This window comes from Bacillus sp. SRL337, assembly GCF_984799155.1.
The window spans coordinates 1859059-1879657 of record NZ_OZ481793.1 but is presented as its reverse complement, the minus strand read 5'-3'; the positions used below and the strand labels follow the sequence as shown (position 1 = coordinate 1879657).

22 protein-coding genes and 1 pseudogene are annotated in these 20599 nt (G+C 41.9%); 7 read left to right on the top strand and 16 right to left on the bottom strand.

The genetic code is table 11. The features are described 5' to 3' along the window. Positions 1–2: 2 nt before the first annotated feature. From AC4E8A_RS09155 to AC4E8A_RS09140, 4 genes are all read right to left on the bottom strand, one after another. Positions 3–677 (bottom strand): sigma-70 family RNA polymerase sigma factor, encoded by a 675-nt coding sequence (locus tag AC4E8A_RS09155; RefSeq protein ID WP_490198126.1) that lies wholly within the window; start codon positions 675–677, stop codon positions 3–5. A 371-nt stretch (positions 678–1048) separates the two neighbouring features. Beyond that, on the bottom strand, positions 1049–1312 hold the full coding sequence (locus AC4E8A_RS09150) for a hypothetical protein (RefSeq protein ID WP_490198125.1): 264 nt from the start codon (positions 1310–1312) through the stop codon (positions 1049–1051). Between the two features lie 366 nt (positions 1313–1678). After that, positions 1679–2281, bottom strand: a complete 603-nt coding sequence (locus tag AC4E8A_RS09145) for an alpha/beta hydrolase (RefSeq protein ID WP_490198123.1) — start codon at positions 2279–2281, stop codon at positions 1679–1681. Between the two features lie 12 nt (positions 2282–2293). Next, positions 2294–3277 carry a ring-cleaving dioxygenase gene (locus AC4E8A_RS09140; RefSeq protein ID WP_490198122.1) on the bottom strand — a complete coding sequence of 328 codons (984 nt, stop codon included), beginning with the start codon at positions 3275–3277 and terminating at the stop codon, positions 2294–2296. Between the two features lie 243 nt (positions 3278–3520). Between AC4E8A_RS09140 and AC4E8A_RS09135 the strand changes: the two genes are divergently transcribed. The 3 genes from AC4E8A_RS09135 to AC4E8A_RS09125 all read left to right on the top strand — a co-directional run bounded on the left by AC4E8A_RS09135 (position 3521) and on the right by AC4E8A_RS09125 (position 5859). After that, positions 3521–4342, top strand: a complete 822-nt coding sequence (locus AC4E8A_RS09135; RefSeq protein ID WP_490198121.1) for a hypothetical protein — start codon at positions 3521–3523, stop codon at positions 4340–4342. Positions 4343–4358: 16 nt separating this feature from the next. Then, complete coding sequence (locus AC4E8A_RS09130) at positions 4359–5240, top strand: VanW family protein (RefSeq protein ID WP_490198120.1); 882 nt, start codon at positions 4359–4361, stop codon at positions 5238–5240. A gap of 109 nt (positions 5241–5349) precedes the next feature. Then, positions 5350–5859 (top strand): hypothetical protein, encoded by a 510-nt coding sequence (locus AC4E8A_RS09125; RefSeq protein WP_490198119.1) that lies wholly within the window; start codon positions 5350–5352, stop codon positions 5857–5859. A 961-nt stretch (positions 5860–6820) separates the two neighbouring features. On the opposite strand, the gene AC4E8A_RS09120 is transcribed toward AC4E8A_RS09125, so the two are convergent. From AC4E8A_RS09120 to AC4E8A_RS09105, 4 genes are all read right to left on the bottom strand, one after another. Then, complete coding sequence (locus AC4E8A_RS09120) at positions 6821–7957, bottom strand: bifunctional cystathionine gamma-lyase/homocysteine desulfhydrase (RefSeq protein WP_490198118.1); 1137 nt, start codon at positions 7955–7957, stop codon at positions 6821–6823. 4 nt (positions 7958–7961) lie between these two features. Further along, positions 7962–8879, bottom strand: a complete 918-nt coding sequence (locus tag AC4E8A_RS09115) for a PLP-dependent cysteine synthase family protein (protein ID WP_490198117.1) — start codon at positions 8877–8879, stop codon at positions 7962–7964. A gap of 15 nt (positions 8880–8894) precedes the next feature. Continuing rightward, positions 8895–9356 carry an S-ribosylhomocysteine lyase gene (locus AC4E8A_RS09110; protein ID WP_490198116.1) on the bottom strand — a complete coding sequence of 154 codons (462 nt, stop codon included), beginning with the start codon at positions 9354–9356 and terminating at the stop codon, positions 8895–8897. A gap of 90 nt (positions 9357–9446) precedes the next feature. Next, complete coding sequence (locus tag AC4E8A_RS09105; RefSeq protein WP_490198115.1) at positions 9447–10091, bottom strand: class I SAM-dependent DNA methyltransferase; 645 nt, start codon at positions 10089–10091, stop codon at positions 9447–9449. Positions 10092–10313: 222 nt separating this feature from the next. Here AC4E8A_RS09105 and AC4E8A_RS09100 point away from each other — a divergent pair, with 222 nt between their 5' ends. Next, positions 10314–11153 carry a hypothetical protein gene (locus AC4E8A_RS09100; RefSeq protein WP_490198114.1) on the top strand — a complete coding sequence of 280 codons (840 nt, stop codon included), beginning with the start codon at positions 10314–10316 and terminating at the stop codon, positions 11151–11153. A gap of 188 nt (positions 11154–11341) precedes the next feature. Here AC4E8A_RS09100 and AC4E8A_RS09095 read toward each other — a convergent pair whose 3' ends face one another. The 5 genes from AC4E8A_RS09095 to AC4E8A_RS09075 all read right to left on the bottom strand — a co-directional run bounded on the left by AC4E8A_RS09095 (position 11342) and on the right by AC4E8A_RS09075 (position 16404). Further along, positions 11342–12640: a Glu/Leu/Phe/Val family dehydrogenase gene (locus AC4E8A_RS09095; RefSeq protein WP_490198814.1), complete on the bottom strand. Its 1299-nt coding sequence runs from the start codon at positions 12638–12640 to the stop codon at positions 11342–11344. A gap of 261 nt (positions 12641–12901) precedes the next feature. Next, on the bottom strand, positions 12902–14608 hold the full coding sequence (ggt, locus tag AC4E8A_RS09090) for a gamma-glutamyltransferase (RefSeq protein WP_490198113.1): 1707 nt from the start codon (positions 14606–14608) through the stop codon (positions 12902–12904). A gap of 176 nt (positions 14609–14784) precedes the next feature. Continuing rightward, positions 14785–15195 carry a glucose starvation-inducible protein GsiB gene (gene gsiB, locus AC4E8A_RS09085; protein WP_490198111.1) on the bottom strand — a complete coding sequence of 137 codons (411 nt, stop codon included), beginning with the start codon at positions 15193–15195 and terminating at the stop codon, positions 14785–14787. A 382-nt stretch (positions 15196–15577) separates the two neighbouring features. Beyond that, positions 15578–15760, bottom strand: coding sequence for a small, acid-soluble spore protein, H family (locus tag AC4E8A_RS09080; RefSeq protein WP_490198110.1), 183 nt, complete (start codon positions 15758–15760; stop codon positions 15578–15580). An 89-nt stretch (positions 15761–15849) separates the two neighbouring features. Beyond that, positions 15850–16404: a GNAT family N-acetyltransferase gene (locus AC4E8A_RS09075; protein WP_490198108.1), complete on the bottom strand. Its 555-nt coding sequence runs from the start codon at positions 16402–16404 to the stop codon at positions 15850–15852. Positions 16405–17360: 956 nt separating this feature from the next. On the opposite strand from AC4E8A_RS09075, the gene AC4E8A_RS09070 reads away from it, so the two are divergent. Further along, on the top strand, positions 17361–17516 hold the full coding sequence (locus tag AC4E8A_RS09070) for a hypothetical protein (RefSeq protein WP_490198107.1): 156 nt from the start codon (positions 17361–17363) through the stop codon (positions 17514–17516). 130 nt (positions 17517–17646) lie between these two features. Next, positions 17647–17874 (top strand): annotated as a pseudogene (locus tag AC4E8A_RS09065) (transposase); the annotation flags it as partial. Between the two features lie 823 nt (positions 17875–18697). On the opposite strand, the gene AC4E8A_RS09060 reads toward AC4E8A_RS09065, so the two are convergent. Beyond that, positions 18698–18931, bottom strand: coding sequence for a hypothetical protein (locus AC4E8A_RS09060; RefSeq protein WP_490198105.1), 234 nt, complete (start codon positions 18929–18931; stop codon positions 18698–18700). Positions 18932–19001: 70 nt separating this feature from the next. Beyond that, a complete protein-coding gene (locus tag AC4E8A_RS09055) occupies positions 19002–19568 on the bottom strand; it encodes a VanZ family protein (RefSeq protein WP_490198103.1) in 567 nt (188 codons plus the stop codon). A 216-nt stretch (positions 19569–19784) separates the two neighbouring features. Here AC4E8A_RS09055 and AC4E8A_RS09050 point away from each other — a divergent pair, with 216 nt between their 5' ends. Next, the gene (locus tag AC4E8A_RS09050) at positions 19785–20060 is read left to right on the top strand and encodes a YpbS family protein (protein WP_490198102.1); all 276 of its coding nucleotides are present in this window, start codon (positions 19785–19787) and stop codon (positions 20058–20060) included. Positions 20061–20095: 35 nt separating this feature from the next. Here AC4E8A_RS09050 and AC4E8A_RS09045 read toward each other — a convergent pair whose 3' ends face one another. Further along, a complete protein-coding gene (locus tag AC4E8A_RS09045) occupies positions 20096–20533 on the bottom strand; it encodes a Dps family protein (RefSeq protein WP_490198101.1) in 438 nt (145 codons plus the stop codon). Between the last annotated feature and the right edge of the window lie 66 nt (positions 20534–20599).

Genomic DNA, 20599 nt, shown 5'->3' with positions numbered 1-20599 from the left:
TATTATGCAGCAAGGACAGGATTCTTGTGAAAGGAATCTGAGGGACCAATTGAGAACGCAGATGCGTATGGAGATGGGCCGACTGTTCTTGAATGACGATAAACAGTGAACACGTGGATAATCTCTTTTGGATTGTCCTTCATGATCCCGTCCACGATGCTATCAACCCATCCTGAGGAAAACGGTTCTTTTCCATTAAAGATTCCTGTTTTCATACGTGTCCTCGTCCTGAACAAAGATGCCTTTACAGCACCTTCTGTCAGAGATAGCTCCTCAGATATTTCTTTATTGTTAAAAGAAAAAACATCTTTCAGGAGAAAAATCACTGTCTGCTGCAGTGTAAAGTTTTTTAAGATTGTCACAATTAAATTGCTGATTTCAAATGATGAAGATGGGCAGTGCCTTTCTTCGTGCTCAATGCGGTCAGTCAAAGTTTCCTTTGATCTCTTTCTGACTATGTCAATCCACTGGTTTCGGGCAATCGTATAGAATAGACCTGCATTCAATTTCTGAGTCGTCCCGCTATATGAAACGAGCACTTTAAACATTGTCTCCTGTGCAAGGTCTTCCCCATCCCAATTATCACCTGTCAGATTACAGCAATAAGACATTAATTGAGGATAGACCGCGATGATTTGATCCGCGGTATCATGGGTCTTGCTAAGCTTAGCATTCAAATTTCATCACTCCTTCAGGTACCTCTATAATAGAAACGGATGAATCACTTGAAAAGTTACGGGCAGCAGCAATTTTTTATAAATTCAACTCTTCCTTACATACTTACCCCATGTTCCAAATTCATTTTCAGAAGCAAGTGGGCATCTCCCCAGCCTGCGGCACATATTACCTGCCCGGAACGATCTTTTTTAGAGGCTGTTTTCGCATATATTGTTGCTTCCGGAAAAATCCCAAAAGCCGGATTTTTCCCCTGCATACAGAGTTTTCGCTCTGAACGAAGAGAGAAGCTCTTTTCTCTCTTGCTATATAGGGGTTTTTCCGTTTCATTACTCCACTATCTTTCGGCATTATTATCAAATAGCAACAAAGTTTACGAAAAGAGCCTTTTTAGAAGAGGTAATCCTTCTTCATTTAGATGCAGAAAAGTTCCTCCTTTATAGTCTTCCGATTCCATCGGTACGGTTGTGCCGGTTTCTCCAGGAGTCCAATTCAAACGAAAGGAATAAGGAGATTCTGCATGGACGAGTCTGCCTCCGGCTTCTAAGCTGTTTCCATCCGGCTGGTCCCCCCACAAGGTGATTTTCCTTTCTCCATTTTTTGCGGCAATGATAAGTTCCGGTGGTAAGCCACGCATCCCAGGCTCCTGCAGAAGATGGCTGTTTTAAAAAGGGTATGAGATATATTATTCCTATTCACATCAACTCAAAAAGAATCAGTTTTCAGTTAAAATGTAATATACCTACACTGCTACATTTGCTGTTTAAAAAGTCTGTTTTCGCACTCATTGTTGCTTTCTGAAAAATCCAAGAGCAGGACTTTCACCCTGTATTCCATGGATTTTTCCCTCAAAAATGGGAGAGTAGCTCTTTTCTTTCCTGCTTCCAGGGGGGGATATGGTGAATGACCAAATAATATTTGACATTCATATTTGAATAGCAACAGAGTTTACGCAAAAACCATAAAAAAACAGGACATCCTTTAAGGGTGTCCTGCAAATTTATTAATACTTTTCTTTAAACCAGGCTGATGCCTGTTCGACTTCCTCTCTCGTCAACTGATGACCGCCTGCCGTCCAAAATTCCGTGACATCGGCGTTTGAACTTCTAAGGGCATCTGCCAGTTCCTTCGTTTCCTGTGCAGGAATTAATGGATCATTTTCTCCAGCTCCGATAAACACTGGTGTCCCGCTTAAATCGGCCACTTTCATGCCCCGCAGAGGCACCATTGCGTGGAAGAGGATGGCACCGTGAATGGCATTACTATCATGATACATCATGCTGGCAGCTATATTAGCACCATTGGAGTAGCCGATGGCCATTACATTGTTCCGATTAAATCCGTACTGATCTGCACTCTTATCAATAAATTCCTTTAATTCCTTCGTCCGGAACACAAGATCTTCTTCGTCAAATACCCCTTCAGCCAGTCTGCGGAAAAAGCGCGGCATGCCATGCTCTGAGACATTTCCCCTTATGCCGAGGACAGAGTGTCCAGGAGCTATCATTTCAGCCAGTGGTAAAAGGTCCCGCTCATTTCCGCCTGTACCGTGCAATAGAATTAGAGTCGGTCCATTTTCTGTTCCTTGTTTAAAAAGGTGTTCCATTAGCAGCCCCCCCTATTCCTTCGTCTCAAGAGGTTTCAAACGTGCCTCGATCTGGTCACGCTGATCTTCAAAGTACGGCGGCAGGGCAAGTTTTTCACCAAGGTGTTCGAAATCTTCGTCTCCTTCGAATCCCGGTCCGTCAGTCGCAAGCTCGAAAAGAATTCCATTGGCTTCCCGGAAGTATAGAGAACGGAAATAATACCTCTCCACAAATCCAGAACTTGGAATCCGGAGTTCCTTAAGCACTTCCACCCACTTCTTCAGTTCTTCTTCATTCTCCACTCTGTAGGCAACATGGTGGACACTTCCACGTCCCGGTCTTTCAATTGGCAGTTCAGGACGTTCAATGATATGCACTTCTGCACCGGAACCACCTTCACCTGTTTCAAAGACATTCACTTCATATTGATTGTCATCCAACTTTGTTGAATAGCTCCCTTTTCTGCGGAAGCCCAGTAGATCAGTTAAAATCTTTTCAGTATTTTCCCTTTTAGCTACTGTTAAATGAACCGGGCCTAAACCGCGAATGGCATAAGCTTCAGGTACGGGGCTTTTTTTCCACGGTTTCCCGCCTTCTACTCCCTGATTGTTTTCATCCGATACAAGCATCAAACGCTGGCCCTCAAAGTCCTTGAAAGCAAGAGTCGCTCTTCCGCTCTCAGTCGATATCCCATCATGCCCGACACCTTCTGCTTCCAATCTCTTCAGCCAGTAGTTTAGAGCCTCGTCAGAAGGAACACGGAGAGAAGTAGTGGAGATGCTGTTGGTTCCAGGATATGTCCGGCCTGCATTCGGGATTTCGAAAAACGTCAGATCTGTCCCCGGATTTCCTCTCTCATCTGCATAAAATAAATGATATACCGACGTATCATCCTGGTTGACTGTTTTTTTAACGAGCCTCATGCCCAATACCTTTGTGTAAAATCTATAATTTTCCTTTGCATTCGCTGTTATGGCAGAAACATGGTGCTGCCCCTTTAATGGTTTCAATTCCAAATGAATCCCTCCTCAAAAAGTAAATATCCCAATTAGTATGACTCATTTACAATCATATCGTGAATTATCTCAAATTCAAAGTAATTTACCTTCATACACTTCAGTGCTTTAAAGTGGTGAGGGACAGTCCCTTCTTCCTTTAAAGCGCTAAAGCGTTTTCCTTATTCCATATATTTGAAGTCATCCTTGGGAATGTTTCCGCACAATATAAGGTTAATACAAGATAGATGGAGTGGTCTTCAAATGAAAAAATTAGCCCTTATCCTTTTTATCATGACTGTTTATTCAGAGGGTCATACCATTATTGCCAGCAGTAAACCTGCCCCGAGCATTGATTTTCATATTGAAATGGTCCCGTGGGAAAAAGTTGATGAACTCCTTCCGCGAAAATCAATATTCACTGTCATCGATGTGGACACAGGAAAACGTTTCAAGGCACAGAGACGGGCAGGCAGCAGTCATGCTGATGTCCAGCCATTAACAAATAAAGATACAAAAACCATGAAAGAGATTTATAACGGAAACTGGAGCTGGAAACGAAGAGCGGTTTTGGTCTACTCTGGGAACCTGCTTATTGCAGGCTCCATGCATGGGATGCCCCATGGTGCGGGAGCTTTACAAAATGGGTTTCCTGGCCATTTCTGCATCCACTTCAAGGGAAGCACTACCCATAAGACCCATTCCCCTGACCTCTCCCACCATTTGATGGTACTGAAAGCCGGAGGAAAACTGGATCCATTTATAGCCCAACTTGAAGCTCAGGCTTTAGTGGAAACATTCTTAGCTGGAGTTAAAAATAACGATGCGGGATTGATTAAGAAAACCACAACGGTCCAGAAAGCTGACCAGAAAGTTCTTGAGAAGATTGATGCTATCAGGTGGCAGATAAGTTTAAGCAAAAAGGAAACTCCTTCTCTAATAAAAGAGGTCCAAACTGACCTGGAGATTTACTTAAAAGACTACGGACCTCTTCATACGAAAGTAACCTTTACGGTCTTCAAAGCGTCTCCATTCTCACCGTGGAAGGTTGACGGCACTCCCCTGCTGACACTTTTGAACCAATGATAAGGAGGCAAAACGTGTGAAATTACTGCTGTCATTCTTAGTCGCTGCTCAAATCCAGACGGCTCCAGTTAAGCTGCAGATAGAAAATGAGAAGGAAATCATAGCAGATGTGGATCGTTCAGAGTATCAAATGACCCCATACCCAGACTACTTGGTCAATGAACAAAAGCTTAATGACTTAATCTTCCTTCTGAATAAACAATTGGCAATGGAGCCTGTCGACGCAACACTTAATGGACAGGGCGCCATTGTCAGCGAACAAACAGGAAAAGCAGTGGATGAGAGAACGTTCAAAACTTCCTTCTACAACGCTTTTTACAAAAACCAGCCTGCCTCGGTCAAGATTCCATTTAAGCCGGTCTATCCAAAGGTGGACAGTGAACTGCTTGAACGAATTAAACGAAAAAGAATAAGCCATTATGTCACCTATTTTAACAGCAGAAACAAAGAAAGAGTCCATAACATCATGCTGGCATCCGAAGCCATCAACAATCATGTTGTTTTTCCTGGAGAGACTTTTTCCTTTAACAAAGTGGTAGGCAGACGGACGGCTTCAAAAGGATACCTTCCTGCACCAGTCATTGTAAGAGGAGAACTGTCAGAAGGTGTGGGAGGAGGAATCTGCCAGGTTTCATCCACCCTGTTCAATGCTGTGGACCGTGCAGGGGTGAAAATTCTTGAACGTTATTCCCACAGCAGAAGAGTCCCTTATGTTCCTCCCAAGAGGGATGCAACGGTCAGCTGGTATGGTCCTGACTTCACTTTCAAAAATCTGCATAATCAGCCGCTTTTAATCAGATCGTTCGTAGCCGGCAGTCAGATGATTATCATGGTTTTCTCCTCTGAAGATTTGGACTTTGAACGCAAGGAAGTGCAGAGAGCACCCATAAATAGGTAGACTGGAGCAGTGTATCCACGATACACTGCTTTTGTCATTTTCTGTTAATATCCTATGTTATACTGAACATATACTTACTTTATAAAATTCCAATAACTTAGGAGGTAAAATGCTGCTATTTCTTGGATTTGCTGTGCTTTTATTTAACTTTGTTTTTCTGCTGGCGAAATGGTTTGCGCCTGAATCTGAGCTTGTAAACAGTTTTAAAAAAACCTCCCATTTCTGGTGGACCCAAATTGTTTTATTATTATTCTCCCTTACGATTATCGGAGGCCATTACTACGGTCTGTCCAAAGTTCAGTGGTATACCAGTCCCATGTTTGAAAGAGATTTACAGCTTTATACAGGGGAGAAAAATGGTCCTGCCATCCTTCATGAAGAATTTCCTTATGCAGATTCTCCATTTGAAACTGTACTCTTCATTCCCGGCAGTCAGGATGGAAAAGATGCTACATTATCATTTACTTCCAAAAATGGAGATACCATCGAACCAATTACTGTCAAGATGAGTAAACAAAGGGCACCACTCCTCATTACCTTCCCAGATGACGGCCTGTGGAAAATTGACGTCGATTATGAGGGGACTGGAAAAGGCACGGTTGTGGTGGAAGTAAAATAAGAAGGCAGCAAACTGCAGCCTTCTTATCATGCTTGCTTTATTTTCAATCTTATTTAACAACGGCATTATGTCTCCTTTTTCTCCATAAGCTGCAATTCTGAGAAACTCTCCCCACACCCTGTTTCTTCCAGTTCCAGAATTACTCCAGGTATCTCTAGTTACCTTTATCCCTTAATATTCAGCATCAAGGGAAAAGGAATATAGTCAATCTGGCCGCCAAGATGCTTGCTTAGTTTTCTTTCCTGTCTTCCAGCGACATGGCTTTTACAAATGTAAAGCCGTTTTTCAACTCCTTAGAAATCAAAAACTTGCTTAGCGTACAGCACATTTTCCAATGATTTGTGGACTGGTCTTCAAGCACCATCTATTCTCTGGGGATGCCTATGAGACATGATTACCTGGGCTTCTCTCGCCTGTTTATCATGCCATTCAGGATGCGGCACCCCTGTCAGACTCTTTCCTCCAGTAACGATGATCTCCTTACAAAGACCCTTTTTTAAGCTTGAACCGCCTTCATCCAGTAGCCGGGATGGGTACCGCTGAAAATGAACATAGCCTCACATCCCTTACCTCTCTTCTATCTCCAAACACAATTTCAGTTAAGTCTTTAATCTTTCGTTCAGTTCATTCCGGTGATACTGCTTCTTTCAAAATAAGCGGCTTCATTGTTTTCTGCAATTCCCTTCTTTTATTCTTTATTACACATGTTTATTCGTGTTTTAAATACAAAAACACGAAATAAACAGTAAAAAAGGAAAGATTATTTTCAATAAGCGTGTAAATATATCAAAAGTTAAAGTGACGGTAATGTGTCGTGCATTCCAAGGAATTTGTAAAATGTAACAGCAGTTGCCATATGCAGTTTGAGATTCAAATGACTTTTCACCCGGAAAAATGAATAACCCCACCTCAATGATTGAAGTGGGGTTTTCTATGGTCTGATGCGAATAAGAGTACCCGCTTATTTATCCAGTGCTTGCTCGACATCTTCAATAAGATCTTCTATATCTTCTAAACCGATTGAAACACGCACCAGGCCATCCGTAATCCCCAGCTCAGCTCTTCTTTCTGCAGGAATGGAAGCATGCGTCATTTTAGCAGGGACAGAGATCAAGCTTTCCACCGCTCCAAGACTTTCCGCTAATGTGAAATAGCGTACATTCGTCAATAATTTATCAGCATTCTCCTCACTGCCGACATCAAAAGAAATCATGCCTCCAGCTCCGCGTGCCTGCTTGTTGTGAACATCACTGCCTTTATGTGATTCAAGACCAGGATAATAAATGGTGCTGACCTTTGGATGGTTCACTAAGAATTCAACAAACTGTTTTGTGTTTGATTCGATTTCTTCCATTCTGATTCCGAGTGTTTTAATTCCCCTCATCAACAGCCATGAATCCTGCGGTCCAAGAATGGCACCTGCAGAATTTTGGACAAAATGGAGATCTTCCGCAAGTTGCGCAGAATCGACGACAACCAAGCCAGCAACTACATCGCTGTGTCCTCCAAGATATTTAGTGGCACTGTGCAGGACAATATTCGCCCCCTGGTCAATTGGGTTTTGCCAATACGGGGTGCTGAACGTATTATCAACGATGAATAGTAAGTCATTTTCTTTTGCAATTCCTGATACTGCTTGCAGGTCAGTAATCTTCAAAAGAGGATTAGTTGGTGTTTCAATATAAATGGCCTTCGTGTTAGGCTGTATCGCTTCCTTAATCTTTTCTACATCTGAAGTATCCACAAATGAAACTGAAAGATCAAAGCGGTTCATCACTTTTGATATCAGGCGATATGTACCGCCATATACGTCATCTGTAAAAATAATGTGATCTCCTGCTTTGAAGAGCATAAGCAAAGAAGTGATGGCTCCCATTCCTGAACCGAATGCAAAGCCTGCATGTCCTCCCTCGATATCTGCAATCAATGTTTCTAGGGCATGACGTGTTGGATTTCCTGTACGGGAATATTCAAAACCGCGGTGATTTCCTACACCATCTTGTTTATAGGTGCTGACTTGATAAATCGGTACGGAAACCGCTCCTGTTTGTTCATCTCCCGTAATTCCACCGTGTATCAATCTTGTTTTTCTTCTCATGATTTCACTCCTCATATATTCCTTGGCTTAAGTATCGTTCACTGCTGTCAGGAAAAATTGTAACGATGTTCGTTCCTTTTTCCGCTTTTTTTGCTTCCTCAAATGCTGCAACGAAGGCTGCACCTGATGAGCTGGCAACGAGCAAGCCTTCTTTCAGCGCAAGTTCTTTTAATGCTTTAAAAGCATCTCTATCGCTGATTGTATAAATATCATCGAAATAGCTGGTATCCATGTAGGGCGGCAAAAACTCCATACCGATCCCTTCAGTCTTGTGTGGACCTGACTGACCTCCATTCAGGATTGATCCTTCAGGTTCCACAATGACTGTTTTCAAAAGAGAATTTTTCTCCTTTAAATATTTTGATGTTCCCATGAATGTGCCGCCAGTTCCTCCGCCCGCTACAAATATATCCACTTTTCCATCTAACGCTTCATAAATTTCAGGACCCAGCGTTTCATAGTAGGTCTCTGGGTTTGAAGGATTTCCAAATTGTTGGGGACAGTACGAACCCTCAATTTCGGCGGATAGTTCCTTGGCCTTTTGAATGGCTCCCTTCATCCCTTGTTCTGTGGGAGTGTTGACTACCTCAGCACCTAAAGCCCGCATGAGTGTCTGTTTTTCCATGCTGAATTTTTCAGGTACTACAAATATGACTCTATAGCCTTTCCCCACTGCCGCAAGGGCAATCCCTATTCCGGTATTTCCAGCTGTAGGCTCTATAATGGTTCCTCCAGGCTTTAAAGTACCTGATCGTTCGGCACTTTCGATCAATTTCATACCCAATCGGTCTTTGATGCTTCCTCCCGGGTTAAAGTATTCCAGTTTCGCAAACAACCGGACACCTTCAGGCAGCCCTATTTTGGTCAATTCAACCATAGGGGTTTGCCCGATAAGTTCTTGTACACTTTTAACATACTTCAAGACTAGCTCCCCTTATTATGCGAATACTTCGGTCCACTCATCTCTTTTTTGCAGCATATCTTTAGCAAGCTCCTTTGCGCCTTCAAGGCTGTGGCTTGCTGCAAATCCGCATTGGACTTCATTACACGCCGGAACTTCAGTTGCTTCCAGAACATCTTTTAATGTATTTTCAATGACATCCAAAACAGTATCGAAGCTGTCATCATTCAGGATTGTAATGTAAAAACCTGTTTGGCATCCCATAGGGCCGATATCCACGATCCTATCATGATGATTTCTGCTGAATTCTGCCATCATATGTTCAAGGGAATGCAAGGCAGGCATATCCATATATTCCTTGTTGGGCTGTTTAATCCGGAAATCATATTTATAAATTTTGTCCCCGCTCTGTCCTTCTGTAATCCCGACCAATCTTATATAGGGGGCTTTTACTTTTGTATGATCGAGGTTGAAACTTTCTACGTTCATTTTAGGCATAACCATCTCTCGCTTTCTTTTTATATTATGAGAAAGGCAGAACATTTTAAAGGTAGGTCATTGACGAGTTCTGCCTCCCTTTACTGGGATTTACTTTTTCGTTGCTGTCATAATCCAAACATACTTATTTTTCTGAATAAATTCAACTGAAAACCCATGCTTCTCACACATCTTCTTCAATATATCCAGATAGGTGTAATGCTCACTGTTCAAATCATCCACCAGATTATGGAAGTAGGACGCAATTGCTTGTTCCATGATCGATCTTCTTGCCGCTTTATCCTTGAAGATTGTATCCGCAAAAACAATTACCCCATCTTCAGGAAGGATTTCACTGAATTTTTTCAACGCTTTTTCTTTTTCCAAATCAGTCAGGTGATGAAATGCATACGTGCTGACGATTGACGTAATCTTTTCATCCGGTATTGGAAAAGCAAGGAAGTCACCATCCTTAATTTTTGCCTCTGGCACTTTCAATTGACCAATTTTCAACATTTCTTCTGATGGTTCAATTCCGAATACTTTGAACCCTCTATTCACCAATTTTCTTGTAAGATTACCTGTTCCAACCCCGAATTCCATTACATTCGGCCCTTTTGTGTTTGCAACAACCGACTGGAGAATTTCATCATAATTTTCGAATACTTCTCTATATTCCAGATCTCCGTCTTCGGAAACTGTTTGATCATAAGTTTGGGCCCAGTTATTGAATAAATCAACAAATTCTCGACTCATTATCTATCACCCTTGTCTTTTCAAATAAACCCGATAAGAATACTCAGGTTTTCTGTTGAGTCTAATATTAACATAAGAAATCGAAAAAATAAATCAGCAAATGCCCATTCTTGTAAAAAAAATAGGAGAATGCGTATAACAAGCCTCAACCCATCAAAGTATAATTAACAAATACAACGGCAGACTTAGCGGGCTAATGTGCTAAAGGAGGTATACTAGGTCTTGAAACGAACCAATAAAAATTCGATGCCTTTTATATTGCTGTCTATCGTGCATATTTCCCTATTACTTTTCACCCTATTGAAGAAGCGTGAACGACAGACGGTTACACTGCTTTTATCAAATATCAGCTTTGCCTATATATTCGAGTACCTTGTGTTCAATTTGTTGGAATCATATCGGTACAATCCAAAAATATTAAAAAAGCGGCAGCTTGATAATGCCTTAGGGGCCTTGCTCTCTCAAGCCATTTATGTGCCCATAACAGCTACTTTCCTTACCACTTTCCGGCTCAGCTCAATTTTCAAGTTTCTATTCACCCTTTATTTCCACCTTATTGAACTATATTTTCTTAAGATTAGAAATTACAAACTTCATTGGTGGAAACCGGTCTATACAACTTTGCTTCTTCCTGTATATTTTTTTATCAGTGATTTTTGGGATGATAACTTGCGCTTAAAGAAAAGTACCTTCCTGTGGCTCTCCACCTTTTTATCTATTGGTGTCGTAACAAAGACGTTGTTTTTCAGTTTTGATATCTACAAAAAAAACAAGATCGGTTTTGGCCGATTCCACAGTTGGAAGGAGCATTTTTTACTTTCCCCTTTATATATGTTCATCTTTTCGGCAGCATCCCTGCTGCCTGCCATTAGAAATAAACTAAGCGTTAAGGTCTTCACATTTCTGATAATGACGGGAATGAATTCTCTCCTTGCTCGTCTGAAGGTCATCAATAAGAAAAGTACTTTCGTTCTGGTCACATTTCAAAATATCTTTATGATTTGCCTGGCTCCTTTTCTAAAGTCATATATTTTTAAAAAAAAGAAGACCGAAGCAACGTAAGGCATGGCTGCTTCGATCTTCTTTTCCAGAAGGCTCTTTTCAGAGTTGTATAATATATTGTTCTATTTCACCAAAATTTCTTAAAAAGGTAGCCAGAAATGAGCTGCTCTTCCGATCAGATAAAAAAGCCCCGGTATCCACAGGAAAATCCACAAGCATCAACCATTATGGAATGCAGCCCTCTATTATTAACATTCTATCGGCATGGACCAGTTTTTTATCCAGCCTCTAGCTTTCATGGCTTCTGCCAGACGGCCCACTCCGACAAGATAAGCGGATTCCCTCATTGTCGAATTCTTCTCCAGCTTCATCCGGTAAACACTGTCAAAAGCATTTTCCATTTTCTCTTTCAATTTTTCATTCACTTCATCTTCTTTCCAGAAGTAATGCATTGCGTTTTGCACCCATTCAAAGTATGAAACGGTTACTCCACCAGAATTACATAGAATATCAGGAATGACAAAGATCCCTTTTTGCTCCATTATTTGATTGCCTTGCGGAGTCGTCGGACCGTTAGCCGCCTCTGCTACAATTTTGGCTTTAATTGTCGGGGCAGTCTTTTCGGTAATCTGATTCTCCAGCGCAGCCGGAACAAGGATGTCACAATCTGCAGCAAACAACTCTTCATTCGAAATGGGGTCGCTTCCTTCAAAACCATTAACCGTCCCATGCTCGTTGACATAATCAATCAGACTGACAATATCAAGGCCGTTGGATTGATAGGCTCCCCCGCCTGCATCGGTTACAGCAGTCACCTTTACGCCTTGCTCATGAAGCAGTTTGGCCGTGATGGAACCGACATTTCCAAAACCTTGTACCACAGCTGAGAGTTTATCCATTTCAAGGTCAAGCCGTTTAGCCGCCTCCATGATATTAATGACGACGCCTCTGCCTGTAGCTTCGATACGGCCTTCCGATCCCCCAATGATGACAGGTTTGCCTGTAATGAATCCGGAAACATCTTTCCCCCGCAGTCGGTCAAACTCATCCAACATCCACCCCATTATTTGTCCGTTGGTGTTCACATCAGGAGCTGGAACATCTTTATCCGGTCCAATAATTGGCTCGAGTTCTCTTATATAGCCTCTGCTCAATTCTTCAAGCTCCCTTTCTGAAAGTTCTTTCGGGTTCACAATGACCCCGCCTTTACCACCTCCAAACGGGAGTCCAACAAGAGCAGACTTCAATGACATCCACATGGACAACGCCACTACCTCATCTTCATTGACACCTGGATGAAAGCGAATTCCGCCCTTAGTGGGTCCGAGGATATCTATATGCTGCGAGCGCATACCTGTAAAATTGACATACTCGCCATTATCCCGTCTAACCGGAATCGATACCTTCATTACACGCTTTGGTTTCTTCAGAATATTATAGACCCCTTCAGGAAGTTCAAGCGCTTCCGTTGCCCGTTTGATTAATTGCTGGGCTATTTGATAAGGATTTGTGATTTCCTCTCCATTCTTCTCTTCTTTGACAGGCATTTCATTCTTCACTTCCGCAGCTGGTTCATTTTTCACCCGATTTTGGGGTTCTTCGTTTGTCACTTTCGGTTTTTCTTCCATATTAATATCTTTTGCTGGATCGGGTTTTCTCATCCTATTCCCTCCATTTCATAATGATAAATTCATTTACCGTCATTTTCTCAAATACCCGTTGGATTTATGTGTAAACGTTTCAAATTTTAAAGGTAATTATAAATAGGGCAGAAACACCATAAGAAAAAGGCTGCAATCGCAGCCTTTTTATATTCGTTTTTCAGCCTCTTCTTTCCAAACAGCTGTTGCTTTTCCTGGGCGGGTGGAGTCTGCCGCCCCATAAAATTTATTATTCTCCTTGTCGATCAGGATAGCCTGAACGTTACCGATCGGCATGGAATCATCCAGTATCTCTATTCCTAATGTCTTTAATTTCCCTTTCACACCAGGGTCGAAATCATCCTCTACCCAGACTTCCGGGGCAGTACTGTTATAGATCCGCGGATGTTCAATTGCCTCCTTCAAATCCATTTGGAAATCAATCACATTCAGGATGACATGCGCAACAGATGAAACAATGGTAGGGCCACCAGGAGAACCCAATGTCATGAAAGGCTCGCCATCTTTAAAGATGATTGTCGGACACTTTGCACTGACTGGATATTTTCCACCCTGCATTTCATTGATATGGTTTTCCTCAGATTTAAAGTCAGTCAGATCATTATTCAAAAGAAATCCATATTCCTCAATCATGATTCCTGCTCCGAAATAATGTTCCAAGGAAGAGGTACAGGCCGCCACATTACCCCATCTGTCTACAGCGGTGAAATGAGTTGTCTCGCCGCCTTCTGTTCTTTTTTGGGAAACGGCCCCAGGTTTCATTTCGCTTTTATCATATTCCCATGGGTTACCGAAATCGATGTCAGGGTTTCTCCCGTCAAAATCGATCATCTTAGCTCTATCAGCAATGTAATCTGGATCAAGCAGGCCATTTACCGGTACATTATGAAAATCCGGATCACTCATATAGGCGAGTTTATCCGAAAAGACCAGGCGCATCGCTTCAGAAAGAATAAAGTATTTTTCCCACGAAGATGCTGTATAGCTGCTCAAATCGAATTTTTCAATAATTTTCAGTATTTGAAGGACATTCGTTCCCCCGCCATTAGGTGGTGCAGGAACTGCGACTTCAAATCCCCGGTAATTCCGTATAACTGGCTCCTGTATTTTACATTCGTATCTTTCAAGGTCGCTCTTTTCCATATGGCCATTATGAGATTGAAGCCGGTCAATGATTGCCTGTCCAATTCTTCCTTTATAAAGGGCATCGATCCCTTCTTCTTTAAAAATCTTGAAGGTATTTGCGAGCGCTTTGTTTCTGACAATATCTCCTTCTACAAGAGGCACACCATTTGGAAAGAATAAGTCTTTTGCTGTATTGCCAACCCGGTCTCCATAGAGCTTGAGGGCCATATCCCACAGGAAATTCACTCTTATTCCATTCTCAGCAAGATTGATTGATGGATCGATCAGTTCTCCCAATTCCTTGGTCCCATAAGTTTTGTTAATAGCATCCACTGCTTTCATGATACCTGGAATCCCTACGAAACTTTCATTCATGGTCCGTTCGACAAAGGGAATCAATTCACCTTCGTCATTGTAGCAAAGCTTCGGATGAGCACTTTCCGGGGCTTTTGAATGTCCATTGAAAACCTTGGTGTCGCCTGTGGAATGATGATGATAGATAATAAATCCACTGGCTCCCACTCCAGTGTTGAATGGTTCTGATACCGCCAGGGCAAATTGCATAGCCACAATTGCATCAGCAGCTGTCCCCCCATTTTTCAGCACTTCTGCACCAATATCACTTGCCTCTTTTGTGGCACTGGCAGTCATACCGTAATCTCCCACTGCTTTATATTGATCTCCATTGCGGTCAAATTTTTGATTGTTCAAGATGTCTCTTGCCTTCATGTTTTCCCCTCCTGCATATACAGCTGATGCTTGATTTAATTTATTTGTTCTATGACTCTCTATACTGTTACCCTTTTTTAAAAACATTCTAAACCAGCTCTAAAGATACAAAGGAGCCTGCACCGGATAAGTGCAAGCTCCTGATAGTTGTTTAAACTGAAGTCAGTCAGCTGATATTAGTTGCTGTTGTTATTATTATTTTGTCTGCTGCGGGCTTCTCCGCCTTTTTCTCCAATTTCCTGGTAGAAGTCTTTGTCATGGTTATTCGACGTGGCTTCTCCACCTTTTTCACCAATCTCCTGATAAAATTCTTTATCATGGTTATCTGATGTGGCTTCTCCACCCTTTTTACCAATATCCTGATAGAACTCTTTATCATGATTTTCAGACGTCGCTTCTCCGCCTTTTTCACCAATTTCCTGATAGAACTCTTTATCATGGTTATTGGACGTCGCTTCTCCGCCCTTTTGGCCAATTTCCTGATAAAATTCTTTGTCATGATTTTGTGATGTTGTTTTGCCGCCTTTGCGGCCTGCTTCTTCCAAACTCATTTTCCCATTGTCGTTTTGATTGTTGTTTTTAGCCATAATAAATTCCTCCTTAAATAATGAAATCATTTTCTGGATTTAAGTCGAATTTCTCTAGCTGTCTTCTGGGCTGCTGTACTTCTTTTGTAGCCTCGTCTTTTTATCTTAACCTTTGCTCTTATTCTTCCACCTGCACAGTCTATTAAACTACAAAAAAGCTTTTTAATGTTTTTGTAACATTCATGTAATTCTATTTATTCAAGATTTATGGTATGGAACCTTCTCCTGGTAGTACTTCACTAAATTATGCAAATTTCCAGAATGAAATTTGTAATATGATACTTTACAGAGCTGTTAGCGTTTTGGATTGATGCCTAATTTAATTGTTGCCTGGAACCAGGCATATGGAAGACAAAAAACACCCTTAAACAGGGTGCTTTGCTTACGATTCTTCAATTAAATCTTCGATAGCAACTTGCGAACGCTCCTCAAGCGGTCCTCTTAAATGGACCGTTGCCAGCTTTTCACCTTCAAGCAGTTCATCTATCCACACCGACACTCCTTGATATGTAACGTCAACATCCGCCGAAGAAGCCAATATTTGTTTAACTCTGTTAATATCCATAAGCCTGCCTCCATTTTATAAAGATGGAAATAGTTTGCGTGAAATCACTGAAATTATGCTTCCTCCACAGGACAAAGGAGAAAGAGACGTCAGCGTTGAAAATGGGGTTGCCACTCAGGCGCCAGCAAAGAAAAAACATAAGTATCATTGAATTTTCCATTTTGGTGGATGTATCCCCGTAATATTCCTTCTCTTTTGAAGCCGATTTTCTCCAAAAGTCCGAATGAAGCTTTATTATCCAGGAAGGTTACGGCTCCAATCCTGTATATTCCCAGTTCTGCAAAAGCATATTGAATAACTGCTTTTGCCGCTTCGGAGGTATAGCCGCGGTTCCAGTAATCCGGGTGGATCTCAAACCCAATTTCCGCTCTTTTTTGGGCAATCTGAAGGTTATTAAGCCCCACAGTACCAATTAAGGTTTCCATCTCCTTAATAACAATCCCCCACCTCATGGAGCTTTTACTGTCAAAACCTGTTTTAAACGATCGTACAATGCCAGCAGCCTGCTCTATCCTTTGAAGGCTTTCCATTCCATAATATTGAGTGACTGAATCAAGTGACATGATTTCAAAATAACGCTCTGTGTGTTGTTCTGTAATTTCGATGAGTTTCAAACGGGAAGTTTCTAATTCTGGAAATGACATAGGTACCCTCTCCTTAAGCAATATAAGTACTATCATATTAAAACCCAAAGAGCAGGGGTGTTGAATTTTGTCGAGGAGTGAGATTTTTCATAAAAAAGTGCATGATTTACATGCTCTCAGCTTGTAGACAAAGTCCAAGATTTGGACCATGTCTACAATCTTTTTTTGTATAATTAGTTAACTACTTCTTAACTAAAAACTTGGGTGGTTGGAAGGAATAGTTGATTTCCGCTACAGGCGCACGACTCCGCGGGGCGTGCGGGGAACTAAAAAGCGGAAGCGCCTTGATCAGCCCCGACTGGCATAAGACGAGCCGGCAGGAAGGTTGGCTCTTTAACCTTCTAGACGGATTGGCTTATGACCCCGAGGGGCTAGGCGCTGGAGCTGGATTGACTAAAAAGCGGAAGCGCCTTGATCAGCCCCGACTGGCATAAGACGAGCCGGCAGGAAGGCTGAACTTTGCCTTCTCGGCGGATGGGCTTATGACCCCGAGGGGCTAGGCGCTGAAGCTGGATTGACTAAAAAGCGGAAGCGCCTTGATCAGCCCCGACAGGCATAAGACGAGCCGGCAGGAAGGCTGAACTTTGCCTTCTCGGCGGATGGGCTTATGACCCCGAGGGGCTAGGCGCTGAAGCTGGATTGACTAAAAAGCGGAAGCGCCTTGATCAGCCCCGACAGGCATAAGACGAGCCGGCAGGAAGGCTGAACTTTGCCTTCTCGGCGGATGGGCTTATGACCCCGAGGGGCTAGGCGCTGGAGCTGGATTGACTAAAAAGCGGAAGTGGCCGTTCAACGACGTACGGTTTGGAGGGCTTCTGTATGAGATAAAGGAATCACAACGAACATAGTGAGTTGATGATGACTTATCATTAAAAAGCGGAAAGGCCCGTTCAGCTGCGTACGGACTGGACTGGCTACATATGAGATAAAGGAATCACGAAGAGTGGAGCGATTCGATGCTGACTTATCGTAAGGAAGGAGACCGAAATCCGCTAGTCGTTGGCCGCTGGAGCCAGATGAGCCTCCTCAGCTTCGCCTGCGGGGGCTCACCTGTCACGCTGGTCCCGCAGGAGATCGTACGCCTTCCTTCCGCTCCAATCAACCTTTTGTGAATTAAATCTGGTTTGACACCTAACATAAAAAACCTGTGGGGGATTCACAATGTTATCAAAACATGTAGTAGATGGAAGAAGTCAAATTGAGATGATTGCCCTGGACCAGTTGGTCCCGCAAGACCACTTAGTTAGGAAGGTTGAACATCTGAGGCACACTAATTTGAATAAAACATTTTACGCACACCGCAAAGAAACAATTGAAAGAGGTTTTGCTGATGCGAAAGAGAAGCATGGCATGCGTTGGACGACCTTGAGAGGTCTGAAAAAAGTTTCAATGCAGGCGATGCTTACGTTTGCTGCCATGAATCTTAAGAAGTTAGCAGACTGGACATGGCGAGGGCCATATCCAGTGTAATGTTTATGGGGTTTTTCCTCGAAAATTAACAAACCCTACTTCAATCAAAAGGTTAACTCGTTCGGTTGAGTGGGAGAAAATGCCTATTTGCTGGTGATTTGCGGGTTAAAATACAAAGACTTTTGCAGGCTGTTTTGAAGTGTAATATGTATGAAAAATTGCACAAAAAAGAGGAGCTGCCAACGACCTTGCAGCTCCTCACTTCTATTATGCGTTATTCAAGTAAGCCCCAGATCGGTTGAGCAGCCGGTTTCCCGTTAAATTTTTGCCTTCTTCAGCAATGAAACCAGGTTCTTTGCTAATTGAGGATTATAGAGGGAAAAATTCCCCTTAATTAGCAAATAGTACTGAAAACAGCTTAAATAGAGGGAGAAATTCCTCTTATTTGACTCAAAAAACGTGAAGATAGGCAGATTTGCTTTGAATAAAGGGAAAAACTCCCCTTATTTTCCGCAAAAACCACGTCTACTCTACATCTAACGGTAAAATCTCCCCTTATTTTTCTCCCACTGGGTTATTCCCCTTCATCTTCCCATCTATTGTATCTGGCAATAACGAATCCGCGGACAAATTTGTAACATAAAATGCAGACCAGTTTGCAACACCACATACATATATGCGGTAGTGCAAATTGGCCTGCAAATCAGTATGCAGCAATAAGCGAAAAAACTTCAAAACCATTGGTATGCCGATACAAAATGCTATGCAAATTGTACCGCAAATTACCTTTCCATTTATTGGTTTTCCCTCTGTACTGAACGGGTTAATCAAAAGGTTGTAGTAGGGTTTGTCAACGGTCTGAGAGCATGATTTACATGCTCTTTCATTCTCTCTTCTTATTTTTTCCTTTTGTCACATGGGAGTTTTCAATGTTGGCGAAGTAGTGATCTGGATCCACTCCCTTTGATGGTTCACCACTCTCTAAACGGTCCATTATTTCCTTATTGGCCTTTTCTGTTTGGCTATAATTGGGATTTGAATCATCCTGGATCTCTAATTCCTCGTTCAGTTTTTCGTTGGCATTTTTGGACTCAGAATTTTTGTAATAACGACTCATCGAGATACCTCCTCTTCATAAAGGGTACATATAGGCTGTTCCCTTATCTCCCTGGAAGTAACCTCAATATTTAATCACTGCTTTTCTTGGTTTTTAGATACTTTTTACACGCTTTACTAAATAGAAGGAAAAGGATTCCGCCTAACAAAGCGCCAATTGTGTTCATCATCCAGTCATCAATATCCGTGGATCTTCCCAGGGGAAGGAAATACTGAGTTACCTCGACTATTAGAGAAAGAACACTCCCAGAAACAGTACTTTTGAGAATAACCCATTTTCGGTTCCTTATCCACCAGGCATAAAAAAATCCGAATGGAATAAACAGTACAATGTTTGCGGTTAGGTTTCTGATCGGTACATCCAGATGAGTACGATACACCAGGTTCAGCCTCAGGTTATCAAAGGGTCGGAAATTGGTTCCGCCTTCAAGGGCAACACCTGGTATAAGGGGAGACAATGTGATAAGAAAAATTCCGCCTGTGGAAATGAGGGTAAACAACACCGGGATCAGATCAGCCCATCTTGCCTGCCCTTTCCCTTTATGATTTTTCCATATATAAACAAACGTAACAAGCGATGCCGTCACTAATGCCAGGATAGGTATGACCCAACTGAACTGTCTCCAAAGCTGTATCATAATGTCAGCCTACTTTCTAAACTTCATACTTTTCAAATTCTATTAAAATATATACTTTCACTTTAAACCATCGATTACTATTTTCATTGAAAATGGTTTTGCAATCAAGATAAACTTAAAGGAAATTGCTTTTTCTTTAAATTAGTTGCGATGCGGAAGGGAATTGCGCATAATAAATAGTGATTATAAAGTACTTCTGATTGGAGTGAATGGGAAATGAGTGTACATAAAGCGATAACAGAGCATTCAAATAAGCAAAATGCCATTGCGAAAGAATTCATTATGCTTGATCAACAAAGAGAATACTACATTGAGGAAGCTGTAAGTTTCTGCCTGAAAGGAGAAACTTTTTCGACAGATAAAATAAATGAAATCACCAAAAAGATCAATGATGAGGCAAAACTCGGGATTGTTCCAGAACGTAAATATGTTACCGTTGATATGGTGAAAGAATATTGCTCTTCATTATCCAACAACCCTGACAATGAATGAAAAAACCCCTTGGACGTAAAAGTCCAGGGGGTTTTTTATGCATTATATGCCGTCAGCATCCAGACATGCTGTTCAAGTGAGGATTTGATACCAATGAACATATCTGCAGTCGGTTGATCATGTAGATCTTCGGCGGTTTCTATCAGTTTTTTCGATTCCTTTATAACCTGTTCAAAATCCTTCACAAGGATTGACACCATTTCCTTTGCGTCTTCCTGGCATGAAGCTTCTTCGATTGTGGCTGTTTCCAGATACTTCTTTAATGTCGCTACCGGCTTTCCTTTTAATGTGAGAATTCGTTCGGCAATATCATCTATGTATTGTCCCGCTTCTGTATAGTATTCCTCGAATTTCGTATGAAGAGTGAAGAAATCGGTACCTGTAACATACCAGTGATAGTTATGCAGTTTCGTGTAAAGAATATTCCAGTTTGAAAGCTGGTTATTCAGCATTACCGTAAGCCCATTTGACATGATTGGCTTTCTCCTTCCTATAAAATATGTTTCAATCTTGTTAAATTGACTGTTATAGCTTTCCTT